Genomic DNA, 12,729 nt, shown 5'->3' with positions numbered 1-12,729 from the left:
CTAAGCCACAAAATGGCGCATATTGTAACCCTAAACACCCCATCCAGAGAAGATTGGTTAGTACAACTTGCCGATGTTCTCACCGATCCGGATGAACTATTACGTCTTTTGAATATAGACGCTGATGAAAATTTGCTCGCTGGTCGTGAGGCAAAACGTCTTTTTGCCCTTCGTGTGCCGCGATCGTTTATCGCACGCATGGAGAAAGGCAACCCCAACGATCCGCTATTGCGTCAGGTGCTTACCTCGCAGGATGAATTCGTTGCCGCCCCCGGATTCTCTACCGATCCACTGGAAGAGCAGCACAGCGTCGTTCCTGGATTGCTGCATAAATATCGCAACCGGGCGTTGTTGCTGGTAAAAGGCGGATGTGCGGTAAACTGCCGCTATTGCTTCCGTCGCCACTTCCCGTATGCCGAAAACCAGGGGAATAAACGCAACTGGCAGGTGGCGTTAGATTACATCGCCGCGCACCCTGAGCTGGATGAGATTATTTTCTCCGGTGGCGATCCCCTCATGGCTAAGGACCACGAGCTTGACTGGTTACTCACGCAACTGGAGGCCATTTCACACATTAAGCGTCTGCGAATTCACAGCCGCTTGCCCATTGTGATCCCGGCTCGCATTACTGAAGGATTAGTCGATCGTTTTGCACGATCTTCTCTGCAAATTCTGCTGGTGAATCACATTAATCACGCGAACGAAATTGATGAGACATTTCGTCAGGCGATGGCCAGCTTGCGTAAAGTGGGGGTCACATTGCTTAACCAAAGCGTCCTGCTGCGTGGCGTGAACGACAACGCACAAACGCTGGCAAACCTGAGCAATGCATTGTTTGATGCGGGCGTGATGCCCTATTACCTGCATGTTTTGGATAAAGTGCAGGGAGCCGCTCACTTTATGGTGAGTGACGATGAAGCGCGTAAAATCATGCGAGAGCTGCTGACGCTTATTTCAGGCTATATGGTCCCAAAACTGGCGCGCGAAATTGGCGGTGAGCCAAGTAAAACGCCGTTGGATTTGCAATTACGACAGCAGTAACCCCTAGCAGTAACCCCTGTGAGTGCCCTGTTCAGGGACACTCCGTGCTCTGCTTATCAGGCCTACGTTTACTGATACCTGTAGGCCGGATAAGACATGTCAGCCTCGCCAGCCGGCATCAACAGCATCTATCAGTTAGGGCACTTATAAACCTGGCCATTCATCTCGCTGGCGGTCGGGACAAAACTGGAGAGCATTCCCTGAGATGGGCTGCTGACACCATAAATCACGTTACCGCCCATTGCAGCGGCCTGGTTACGCAGATCGTTCGCCGCGCCACGCATAGAGCCACCTTCTTCGCCATGCTGACCAGAAAGCCAGTTGCTCTGTTTACCGGTCGCAGTGCCGAGCAGTTGACACTCAGCACCAGGCTTATCTTCAACAAAGCGAACGCTTTGTCCGGCTGAACTCAGTTCATTGCTGGAGCTACAACCCGCCATCAGTAGCGCGGCACCAACGATCCCTGCTAAATATTTCACGTGCATGTCATTCCCCATAATCAATTAGTTGGACCTTATGTCCGTAGCTGAATCATATACTAAAAAGATGACCAAAAGAAAAACCCCCGGACATTTCTGCCCGAGGGTTTCTCATTTTTCGCGAGATATGTATTTAATCAAATAATTCAAGTTGCAGGCAGGCGGCAAGTTCATGAATCCCAGGAGCTTACATGAGTAAGTGACTGGGGTGAACGAACGCAGCCAACGAACCTGCGGCTTGAAGTATGAAGATTAAATTACATCATGCCGCCCATTCCACCCATACCGCCCATACCGGCAGCACCTAAGTCAGGCGCATCGCCTTTCGGCAGGTCGGTAACCATGCATTCGGTGGTGATCATCAGGCCCGCAACAGAAGCCGCGTACTGCAGAGCAGAACGAGTTACTTTGGTCGGATCCAGAATACCCATATCGATCATGTTGCCGTATTCTTCAGTTGCAGCGTTGTAACCGTAGTTACCGTCGCCCGCTTTCACGGTGTTAGCAACAACAGACGGCTCTTCGCCGCAGTTCAGAACGATTTGACGCAGCGGAGATTCCATTGCGCGCAGCGCAACTTTGATACCCACGTTCTGGTCTTCGTTCTGACCTTTCAGGCCAGCAATTTTGGATGCTACGCGGATCAGCGCTACACCACCACCAGCAACCACGCCTTCTTCTACCGCAGCACGGGTCGCGTGCAGGGCATCTTCAACGCGAGCTTTCTTCTCTTTCATTTCAACTTCGGTTGCAGCACCGACTTTGATCACAGCAACACCGCCAGCCAGTTTCGCTACGCGCTCCTGCAGTTTTTCACGGTCGTAATCAGAAGTTGCTTCTTCGATCTGCTGACGAATCTGAGTCACACGACCCTGGATTGCCGCTTCTTCACCCACGCCATCGATGATGGTGGTGGTGTCTTTGTTGATAACAACACGTTTCGCCTGACCCAGATCTTCCAGGGTCGCTTTTTCCAGCTCCATACCGATCTCTTCAGAGATAACGGTACCGCCAGTCAGGGTTGCGATATCCTGCAGCATTGCTTTGCGACGGTCGCCGAAGCCAGGTGCTTTAACTGCAGCCACTTTAACGATGCCACGCATGGTGTTAACTACCAGAGTAGCCAGCGCTTCGCCTTCAACATCTTCAGCGATGATCAGCAGCGGTTTGCCTGCTTTAGCCACGGCTTCCAGAACTGGCAGCATTTCGCGGATGTTGGAGATTTTCTTGTCAGCCAGCAGGATGAACGGCGTTTCCAGTTCTACTGCGCCAGTTTCCGGCTTGTTGATGAAGTAAGGAGACAGGTAGCCGCGGTCAAACTGCATACCTTCAACCACGTCCAGTTCGTCCTGCAGACCGGTACCGTCTTCAACGGTGATCACGCCTTCTTTACCGACTTTGTCCATCGCTTCAGCGATCAGTTTACCTACGGTTTCGTCGGAGTTAGCGGAGATGGTACCAACCTGAGCAATAGCTTTAGAGTCGGAGCACGGTACGGACAGTGCTTTCAGTTCTTCAACTGCAGCAGCGACAGCTTTGTCGATACCACGTTTCAGATCCATCGGGTTCATACCCGCGGCAACAGCTTTCAGGCCTTCAGTAATGATAGACTGGGCCAGAACGGTTGCGGTGGTGGTACCGTCGCCTGCAGCGTCGTTCGCTTTAGAGGCAACTTCTTTCACCATCTGCGCGCCCATGTTTTCGAACTTGTCTTCCAGCTCGATTTCACGTGCAACAGAAACACCATCTTTAGTGATGGTCGGTGCACCGAAAGATTTATCCAGAACTACGTTACGGCCTTTTGGACCGAGGGTAACTTTCACTGCATCTGCCAGTACATTTACGCCGCGCAGCATTTTCACACGAGCGTCGTTACCGAATTTTACGTCTTTAGCTGCCATTTTCTCTTTCCCTTAAATTCGTATGTTCAGTGTCGTTCGCGGATTAGGCTTCAACAATTGCCAGGATGTCGCTTTCAGACATGATCAACACTTCTTCATTGTCGATCTTCTCAGATTTAACACCGTAGCCATCGTTGAAAATGACGATATCGCCGACTTTCACGTCCAGCGGCTGTACAGAACCGTTGTCCAGGATGCGACCCTTACCGACAGCGATGATTTCGCCACGAGTTGATTTACCTGCTGCGGAACCGGTCAGTACGATGCCACCAGCAGATTTGGATTCAACTTCTTTACGTTTGACGATCACACGATCATGTAACGGACGAATACTCATTGATAGCTCTCCTTTGAGAAAGTCTTTATCAGTTATGGGTGACGCCGGCCCGTAAACGGTATCCCGGCTAGTGACCAGAGAGATGGGGATGGGCTTTTGTGCCTTCAAGGGGGCAAGCGAAAAAAAATTTTTATCAGCAGAAAATCCCGTCAAAACACCGACACGCCTCACATTTCATAACGATTTCAGCCACGTCGTCATAAGCAAATCCTATTGTGATACCATCGAAAATCTGCGCTGTAGCCCGGTACATGGGCATAACCGGATAACAACTTATGAGCGGACTAAAACAAGAGCTGGGACTGGCTCAAGGCGTTGGCCTGTTGTCGACATCATTGTTAGGTACAGGCGTTTTCGCCGTCCCCGCATTGGCTGCGCTGGTTGCTGGCAACAACAGCCTGTGGGCATGGCCGGTGCTGATCGTTTTAGTCTTTCCGGTGGCGATTGTCTTCGCCGTACTCGGTCGCCATTTTCCCAGCGCAGGCGGTGTGGCGCATTTTGTCGGCATGGCCTTTGGCTCACGGCTTGAGCGCGTTACCGGATGGCTTTTTTTATCGGTAATTCCAGTGGGGTTACCTGCGGCATTGCACATCGCCGCAGGATTTGGCCAGGCAATGTTTGGCTGGCATGGTTGGCAGCTTCTGTTGGCTGAACTTGGCACGCTGGTATTGGTCTGGTACATCGGTTCGCGGGGTGCCAGCTCCAGCGCTAACCTGCAAACGGTGATTGCCGGACTGATCGTAGCGCTGATTGTCGCCATCTGGTGGGCTGGCGAGTTGAAACCGAGTGAGATCCCCTTTCCTGCCATCGACAAGATTGAGTTTCCCGGACTTTTTGCCGCGCTGTCGGTGATGTTCTGGTGCTTTGTTGGCCTTGAGGCGTTCGCACACCTGGCCTCTGAATTCAAAAATCCGGAACGGGACTTCCCGCGCGCCCTGATGATTGGCCTGCTACTGGCCGGCTCCGTGTACTGGGCATGTACCGTCGTTGTGCTGCATTTTGATGCCTACGGTAAACAGATGGCGGCGGCGGCATCGCTGCCTGAAATCGTCGTCCAACTGTTTGGCATTCAGGCCCTGTGGGTTGCCTGCATCATTGGTTATCTGGCCTGCTTTGCCAGCCTGAACATTTATATCCAAAGTTTCGCCCGTCTGGTGTGGTCGCAAGCACAATATAAACCGGAGAGCTATCTGGCTCGCCTGTCCCCTCGCCATCTTCCGGGTAATGCGCTAAACGCGGTATTGGGTTGCTGCGTCATCAGTACCTTGTGCATCTATATGCTGCAAATCAATCTCGACGCGTTAATCGTCTACGCTAACGGCATCTTTATTATGATTTATCTGCTGTGCATGCTGGCAGGGTGTCGATTGCTAAAAGGGCACTATCGCGTACTGGCGATAGTGGGGGGGCTACTGTGCCTACTGCTGCTGGCGATGGTCGGCTGGAAGAGTCTGTATGCGTTGATTATGCTGGCAGGACTGTGGCTGTTTTTACCCCGCAGGCCGGATAAGGCAACGTTGACGCCATCATCCGGCCTATAAATACTTTTGCCGGATGGCGCTAACGCTTATCCGGCCTACATACTGATGCTTAATCCCGACGATCGTCTTTATGTTCGATGCTGTCGCGCTTGTCATCTTTGCGCTGAAATTCACCGTCAAAGGTATCACCACCGCCAGTTCCGGCACTAAATCCACCACCTGGCATACGCGAAAAACGCAAATGCGGCAGTAACTTCATGGTCAAATGTTTCTGCACTGGTGGTAATAAAAGAAGAAGACCGAGGAAATCGGTGAAGAAACCAGGCAACACCAACAGTAAGCCGGCGATAATCAGCGACACGCTCTTGATCATTTCTGCAGCCGGACTTTCACCTGCTGCCATTTTCTGTTGCATCAGTAAAAAGTTCTTAAATCCTTGGTTACGAACCAGAGACATACCGATAACCGAGGTAAAAATAACCAAAATCAGGGTCATCAGGACACCCAGCACATGGGCGACCTGGATAAAAATAGATATCTCTATGTAAACATAGAGAAAAATGGCAAGTAATGGTATCCAGCGCAAAGGGCTCTCCTGTTGAAAACAGTCGTTTTCACCAACAACTGTTCGAAAATTGTGTGACTTGCATCACCCAAATATTGTGGTGATTAGCAAAATTTCAAGCTACTTGTACACTAATATTTGGTGTTAATCCTAAAGGGGTGATCTATTTCACAGAATAATAAATAAGGGGTAAATTCCACGTTTTAAGTGATCCAGATTACGGTAGAAATCCTGAACCAGCATATGATCTCGGGTATCAGACCGATGCAGGGGATAATCGTCGGTCGAGAAACAATCGAAATCACATATATCCTGTGTGTTTAGTCAAATCATTGGCAGCTTGAAAAAGAAGGTTCACATGTTAAACAACATTCGTATCGAAGAAGACTTGTTGGGTACCAGGGAAGTTCCAGCGGACGCTTACTATGGTGTTCACACTCTGAGAGCGATTGAAAACTTCTACATTAGCAACAACAAAATCAGTGACATTCCTGAATTTGTTCGCGGCATGGTAATGGTTAAAAAGGCAGCGGCACTGGCCAACAAAGAGCTGCAAACTATTCCTAAGAGCGTGGCAAATGCCATCATCGCGGCGTGTGATGAAGTCCTGAATAACGGAAAATGCATGGATCAGTTCCCGGTAGATGTTTACCAGGGTGGTGCGGGTACCTCCGTCAACATGAACACCAACGAAGTGCTGGCCAATATCGGTCTGGAACTGATGGGTCACCAGAAAGGTGAATATCAGTACCTGAACCCGAACGACCACGTCAACAAATGTCAGTCTACCAACGACGCTTACCCGACCGGTTTCCGTATCGCTGTTTACGCATCCATCATCAAACTGATTGATGCTCTTAACCAGCTGCGTGAAGGCTTCGAGCAAAAAGCTGTTGAATTCCAGGACATCCTGAAAATGGGTCGTACCCAGTTGCAGGATGCTGTACCGATGACCCTCGGTCAGGAATTCCGTGCTTTCAGCGTACTGTTGAAAGAAGAAGTGAAAAACATTGGACGTACCGCTGAGCTGCTGCTGGAAGTTAACCTCGGCGCAACTGCAATCGGTACGGGTCTGAACACACCGAAAGAGTACTCTCCGCTGGCAGTGCAAAAACTGGCTGAAGTGACCGGTTTCGCCTGCGTTCCGGCAGAAGACCTGATTGAAGCAACCTCCGACTGCGGCGCATACGTTATGGTGCATGGTGCACTGAAACGTCTGGCTGTGAAAATGTCCAAAATCTGTAACGACCTGCGTTTGCTCTCCTCTGGTCCACGTGCCGGCCTGAATGAGATCAACCTGCCGGAACTGCAGGCGGGTTCTTCTATCATGCCAGCAAAAGTGAACCCGGTTGTTCCAGAAGTTGTAAACCAGGTTTGCTTCAAAGTCATCGGTAACGACGTTACTGTTACCATGGCATCTGAAGCAGGCCAGCTGCAGCTGAACGTAATGGAACCGGTTATCGGCCAGGCAATGTTCGAATCTATCCACATTCTGAGCAACGCTTGCTACAACCTGCTGGAAAAATGCGTTAGCGGCATCACTGCTAACAAAGAAGTGTGTGAAGCATTCGTTTATAACTCCATCGGTATCGTCACCTACCTCAACCCGTTCATCGGTCACCACAACGGCGACATCGTCGGTAAAATTTGTGCCGAAACCGGTAAGAGCGTGCGTGAAGTTGTCCTGGAGCGCGGTCTGTTGACCGAAGCAGAACTGGACGATATCTTCTCTGCACAGAACCTGATGCACCCGGCTTATAAAGCAAAACGTTATACTGATGAAAGCGAACAGTAATCGTGTAGGGTAGTACCAGAGAGGGCACGTCATGATGACGTGCCTTTTTTCTTGCACGAAGTTACTTAAAAACAACAATTTAATATCAACTTGTTAAACAACAAGGAAGGCTAATATGATAGTTTTAGAACTTATCATCGTTTTGCTGGCAATCTTTTTAGGTGCCAGACTTGGGGGTATCGGTATTGGATTTGCAGGTGGGCTGGGTGTTCTGGTTCTCGCCGCTATTGGCGTAAAACCGGGTAATATTCCGTTCGATGTTATTTCCATTATCATGGCAGTTATCGCTGCTATCTCTGCCATGCAGATTGCTGGTGGTCTGGACTATCTGGTCCATCAAACTGAAAAACTGCTGCGTAAGAACCCGAAATACATCACAATCCTTGCACCGATCGTGACCTATTTCCTGACTATCTTCGCGGGTACCGGCAACATCTCTCTGGCAACGCTGCCAGTTATCGCTGAAGTCGCGAAGGAGCAAGGGATCAAACCTTGCCGTCCGCTCTCTACTGCCGTGGTTTCTGCACAGATTGCGATTACCGCATCACCTATCTCTGCGGCCGTGGTTTACATGTCTTCCGTAATGGAAGGTCATGGTATCAGCTACATTCACCTGCTGTCAGTGGTCATTCCGTCCACCCTGCTGGCTGTGCTGGTGATGTCCTTCCTGGTCACCATGCTGTTCAACTCCAAACTGTCTGACGATCCGATTTATCGTAAGCGTCTGGAAGAAGGTTTGGTTGAGCTGCGCGGTGAAAGACAAGTTGAAATCAAAGCCGGTGCGAAAACCTCCGTATGGTTGTTCCTGCTCGGTGTGGTTTGTGTCGTCGTTTACGCCATCGTCAACAGCCCAAGCCTCGGTCTGGTTGCTAAGCCGCTGATGAACACCACCAACGCCATTCTGATCATTATGCTGAGCATCGCGACGCTGACGACAATCATCTGCCGCGTTGAAACTGACTCCATCCTGAACTCCAGCACCTTCAAAGCAGGTATGAGTGCCTGTATTTGTATCCTGGGTGTTGCATGGCTGGGTGATACCTTCGTATCTCACAACATTGACTGGATCAAAGATACTGCAGGTAGCGTAATTCAGGGTCATCCGTGGCTGCTGGCCGTCATCTTCTTCTTTGCTTCTGCACTGCTGTATTCTCAGGCTGCAACGGCTAAAGCACTGATGCCGATGGCTCTGGCACTGAACGTTTCTCCACTGACCGCTGTAGCGTCTTTCGCTGCGGTTTCTGGTCTGTTCATTCTGCCTACCTACCCGACTCTGGTTGCGGCGGTTCAGATGGATGACACCGGTACTACCCGTATCGGTAAATTCGTCTTTAACCATCCGTTCTTCATCCCAGGTACGCTGGGTGTGGTTCTGGCTGTCTGCTTCGGCTTCTTGCTGGGTAGCGTCATGCTGTAAGTTTTACCTGCGGGGTGCTTATGCATCCCGCAGTTCCTCCCCGCCTCGCTTTAACTAACATCCTTCCCTCGTCCGTTGTATAGTTACCGTTCTCTTGCTGGTTACTCTGTTATTTCGAGGTGTTTATGCTTGATGTAAAGAGTCAGGATATTTCCATCCCCGATACCGTTGTGGTGCTTTGTACCGCCCCGGATGAAGCAACGGCCCAGGATCTGGCAGCCAAAGTACTGGCAGAAAAACTGGCCGCCTGCGTGACTCTGCTGCCCGGTGCAACGTCTCTCTATTATTGGGAGGGTAAGCTGGAGCAGGAATATGAAGTCCAGATGATTTTAAAAACCACCGTCACGCACCAGCAAGCACTTCTCGATTGCCTGAAGTCTCATCATCCGTATCAAACCCCTGAACTTCTGGTTTTACCCGTCACTCACGGAGACTTTGATTACCGCTCATGGCTCAACGCATCCTTACGCTGATCCTGCTGCTATGCAGCACATCCACTTTTGCCGGATTATTCGATTCGCCTGGCCACTCGCAGTTTGTTCCTGCTGACCGGGCATTTATTTTTGATTTTCAGCAAAACCAACATGATCTGAACCTCTCATGGCAGGTAAAAGACGGCTACTACCTGTACCGCAAACAGATAAGCATTACGCCATCACAGGCCGATATTGCCGAGGTAAAGCTGCCGCCAGGCGTCTGGCATGAAGATGAGTTTTACGGCAAAAGCGAAATTTACCGTAAGCAGTTGAACGTTCCAGTAACGATCAATCAGGCCGCATCTGGAGCAACGCTGACCGTCACTTACCAGGGCTGTGCCGATGCCGGATTTTGCTATCCGCCGGAAACCAAAACCGTTCCACTCAGCGAAGTCATGGCTCGTACAGATGCGACGCCTACACCAACGCCTGTTACAGTCGCCCCGGAAGAACAATCACAACCAGCCGCCCAACTCCCCTTTTCCGCACTGTGGGCATTGCTGATCGGGATTGGCATTGCCTTTACCCCTTGTGTACTGCCGATGTATCCACTAATTTCCGGGATCGTACTCGGTGGTAAACAACGCTTATCAACCGGGCGTGCGCTGCTGCTGACCTTCATCTACGTACAGGGAATGGCGCTCACCTACACTGCTCTGGGTCTGGTTGTTGCGGCTGCCGGGCTACAGTTCCAGGCCGCGCTACAGCATCCCTATGTACTGATTGGGCTTGCCATTGTCTTTACGCTGCTGGCCTTGTCGATGTTCGGCTTGTTCACATTACAACTCCCTTCCTCACTGCAAACACGTCTGACATTGATGAGTAATCGCCAGCAAGGCGGTTCTCCGGGCAGCGTATTTACAATGGGAGCGATTGCTGGACTGATCTGTTCCCCTTGCACCACGGCACCACTGAGCGCGATTTTGCTGTATATCGCTCAGAGCGGAAATATGTGGCTGGGAGGCGGTACGCTGTATCTGTACGCACTGGGGATGGGATTACCCCTGATGCTGATTACCGTATTTGGTAACCGCCTACTGCCAAAAAGTGGCCCATGGATGGAACAGGTCAAGACTGCTTTTGGTTTCGTCATCCTTGCGCTTCCCGTCTTTTTACTCGAGCGGATTATCGGCGATGAGTGGGGCATTCGCCTGTGGTCACTGCTTGGCGTGGCATTCTTTGCCTGGGCGTTCATCACCAGTCTGCAGGCAAAACAAGGCTGGATGCGTATCGTGCAGATTGTCCTGTTAGCTGCGGCGCTGGTAAGTGTACGACCATTACAGGATTGGGCATTTGGTGCGTCGCATGCCCAAACCCAGACGCACCTGAACTTCACCCCAGTGACATCGGTGGACGAGTTAAATCAGGCACTGGAGCGAGCCAGAGGCAAGCCTGTCATGTTGGATTTGTATGCTGACTGGTGTGTTGCTTGTAAAGAGTTCGAGAAGTACACCTTCAGTAGCCCACAGGTGCAACACGCGCTGGGCGATACGGTGCTGTTGCAGGCGGATGTCACCGCAAACAATGCACAAGATGTCGCACTTCTTAAACATTTACAGGTATTAGGGCTGCCGACAATTCTGTTCTTTGATGCCCAGGGTAAAGAGCATCCGCAAGCACGGGTAACGGGCTTTATGGATGCATCGACCTTTAGTGCGCATTTGCGTGATCGCCAACCGTGAGCGACACTTGCAAAAGGAAATACGGAGGAGAATACCGTGCAACGTGAAGATGTCCTGGGAGAAGCCCTGAAATTACTTGAGGTTCAAGGGATAGCCAATACCACACTGGAAATGGTGGCTGAGCATGTCGATTATCCACTTGATGAACTGCAACGCTTCTGGCCTGATAAAGAGGCCATTCTGTACGATGCCTTGCGTTACCTCAGCCAACGGGTGGATATCTGGCGGCGTCAGCTTTTGCTGGATGACACGCTGAGTGCTGAGCAGAAACTACTGGCACGCTATAACGCACTGTCCGAATGCGTGAGTAATAATCGCTATCCTGGTTGCCTGTTCATCGCTGCCTGCACGTTTTATCCCGATCCTGGCCATCCTGTCCATCAGTTAGCTGATCAGCAGAAAAAGGCTGCACATGACTTCACACATGAGCTGCTGACGACACTGGAAGTTGATGACCCGGCAATGGTCGCCAAACAGATGGAACTGGTGCTGGAGGGCTGCCTGAGTCGCATGCTGGTTAATCGCAGCCATGCTGATGTAGAAACAGCACATCGTCTGGCCGAAGATATCCTGCGTTTTGCTCAGTGTCGTCAGGGTGGCGCACTCACCTAAACGAGCATTCCTTTCCGGCGCACGGCTAAAACCGCACCATCTTCACGGTGGTGCGAAATGTTCTGTTATTCACCTTGTCTTACCATGCACCCACGCAGCTGGAATCAGCAAAAACCACCGTACTTAGCACGCAATACATGTCACCATGGTTGTGCCCCCTTACACCTGGATTATCAGGGATAATTTGTGCAAACTTCAGGCAAAAACACACAGATTGCCGTAATATTAAGCGGTTGAGCAGCTTTTCCTGAAATTTGATTGACTGGCATGCGTGAATACGGTTTAATGCGCCCCGTTGCCCGGATAGCTCAGTCGGTAGAGCAGGGGATTGAAAATCCCCGTGTCCTTGGTTCGATTCCGAGTCCGGGCACCACTATTTAAAGAACCCAGCCTATGGCTGGGTTTTTGCTTTTATAGCCTCTGATCTTTCTAAAGCAATCACAACCCCTCTCAACCCCCCATCTCACTGCGTAAACCCAACATCGATACAAAACTGTTAGATTCAACAATAGGACAGGACTTAAGAGGATGACCGCACCCACTACTGAAGGTGGGATACGGATAACAGGGCAGGTTTTTACAGTTGTAGATCGGATAAGGCGATACACCGCATCCGGCGAAATGCCACCGGGAGTGCCTGATGGTCCAGACAGTTGTAGGCCGGATAAGGCGATACGCCGCATCCGGCAAAATGCCGCCGGGAGTGCCTGATGCGCTGCGCTTATCAGGCCTACAAAATACATTCAGTCCGGCGCATCCGCCTGTTTCCGGAAAAACACGCAGACGCAAAAAAGCCCGTCCGTCAGGATGGGCTTTTTCACTTATTTGATGCCTGGCAGTTTATGGCGGGCGTCCTGCCCGCCACCCTCCGGGCCGTTGCTGCGCAACGTTCAAATCCGCTCCCGGCGGATTTGTCCTACTCAGGAGAGCGCTCACCGACAGA

At 51.0% G+C, this 12,729-nt stretch carries 12 protein-coding genes and 1 tRNA gene; 9 read left to right on the top strand and 4 right to left on the bottom strand.

The window, feature by feature from the left end:
- Positions 1-12: 12 nt before the first annotated feature.
- Positions 13-1,041 carry an EF-P beta-lysylation protein EpmB gene (gene epmB / locus NNO08_RS05990; protein ID WP_040232942.1) on the top strand — a complete coding sequence of 343 codons (1,029 nt, stop codon included), beginning with the start codon at positions 13-15 and terminating at the stop codon, positions 1,039-1,041.
- A gap of 131 nt (positions 1,042-1,172) precedes the next feature.
- On the opposite strand, the gene NNO08_RS05985 is transcribed toward epmB, so the two are convergent.
- The 3 genes from NNO08_RS05985 to NNO08_RS05975 form a co-directional block, all read right to left on the bottom strand.
- Positions 1,173-1,526: a DUF4156 domain-containing protein gene (locus NNO08_RS05985; RefSeq protein WP_137384019.1), complete on the bottom strand. Its 354-nt coding sequence runs from the start codon at positions 1,524-1,526 to the stop codon at positions 1,173-1,175.
- A 251-nt stretch (positions 1,527-1,777) separates the two neighbouring features.
- The gene (gene groL / locus NNO08_RS05980) at positions 1,778-3,421 is read right to left on the bottom strand and encodes a chaperonin GroEL (protein WP_137384020.1); all 1,644 of its coding nucleotides are present in this window, start codon (positions 3,419-3,421) and stop codon (positions 1,778-1,780) included.
- Between the two features lie 43 nt (positions 3,422-3,464).
- Positions 3,465-3,758, bottom strand: coding sequence for a co-chaperone GroES (locus NNO08_RS05975; RefSeq protein WP_005120976.1), 294 nt, complete (start codon positions 3,756-3,758; stop codon positions 3,465-3,467).
- Positions 3,759-4,033: 275 nt separating this feature from the next.
- Here NNO08_RS05975 and yjeH point away from each other — a divergent pair, with 275 nt between their 5' ends.
- The gene (gene yjeH / locus NNO08_RS05970; protein ID WP_271456344.1) at positions 4,034-5,299 is read left to right on the top strand and encodes an L-methionine/branched-chain amino acid transporter; all 1,266 of its coding nucleotides are present in this window, start codon (positions 4,034-4,036) and stop codon (positions 5,297-5,299) included.
- 49 nt (positions 5,300-5,348) lie between these two features.
- Here the strand turns inward: yjeH and NNO08_RS05965 are convergent, their stop codons facing one another.
- On the bottom strand, positions 5,349-5,825 hold the full coding sequence (locus tag NNO08_RS05965; protein WP_271440261.1) for an FxsA family protein: 477 nt from the start codon (positions 5,823-5,825) through the stop codon (positions 5,349-5,351).
- 337 nt (positions 5,826-6,162) lie between these two features.
- Here NNO08_RS05965 and aspA point away from each other — a divergent pair, with 337 nt between their 5' ends.
- From aspA to NNO08_RS05930, 7 genes are all read left to right on the top strand, one after another.
- Entirely contained in the window at positions 6,163-7,599 is a 1,437-nt protein-coding gene (gene aspA, locus NNO08_RS05960) for an aspartate ammonia-lyase (RefSeq protein WP_048212919.1), read from the top strand.
- 115 nt (positions 7,600-7,714) lie between these two features.
- Complete coding sequence (gene dcuA / locus NNO08_RS05955; protein ID WP_271449144.1) at positions 7,715-9,016, top strand: anaerobic C4-dicarboxylate transporter DcuA; 1,302 nt, start codon at positions 7,715-7,717, stop codon at positions 9,014-9,016.
- 125 nt (positions 9,017-9,141) lie between these two features.
- Positions 9,142-9,489, top strand: coding sequence for a divalent cation tolerance protein CutA (cutA, locus tag NNO08_RS05950; protein ID WP_003025447.1), 348 nt, complete (start codon positions 9,142-9,144; stop codon positions 9,487-9,489).
- A complete protein-coding gene (locus NNO08_RS05945) occupies positions 9,465-11,174 on the top strand; it encodes a protein-disulfide reductase DsbD (RefSeq protein ID WP_271456343.1) in 1,710 nt (569 codons plus the stop codon). The genes cutA and NNO08_RS05945 overlap by 25 nt, the downstream gene beginning before the upstream one ends.
- A 36-nt stretch (positions 11,175-11,210) precedes the next feature.
- Complete coding sequence (locus NNO08_RS05940) at positions 11,211-11,786, top strand: transcriptional regulator (protein WP_271440259.1); 576 nt, start codon at positions 11,211-11,213, stop codon at positions 11,784-11,786.
- A gap of 297 nt (positions 11,787-12,083) precedes the next feature.
- Positions 12,084-12,159 (top strand) — tRNA-Phe (locus tag NNO08_RS05935).
- Positions 12,160-12,496: 337 nt separating this feature from the next.
- A partial coding sequence (locus tag NNO08_RS05930; RefSeq protein ID WP_271456342.1) for a hypothetical protein occupies positions 12,497-12,729 on the top strand: 233 nt, incomplete at its 3' end.

This window comes from Citrobacter sp. Igbk 17 (assembly GCF_028069775.1).
GTDB lineage: Bacteria > Pseudomonadota > Gammaproteobacteria > Enterobacterales > Enterobacteriaceae > Citrobacter.
Note: the sequence above shows the minus strand (reverse complement) of the source record. Positions and strands in the feature narration are given on the sequence as shown.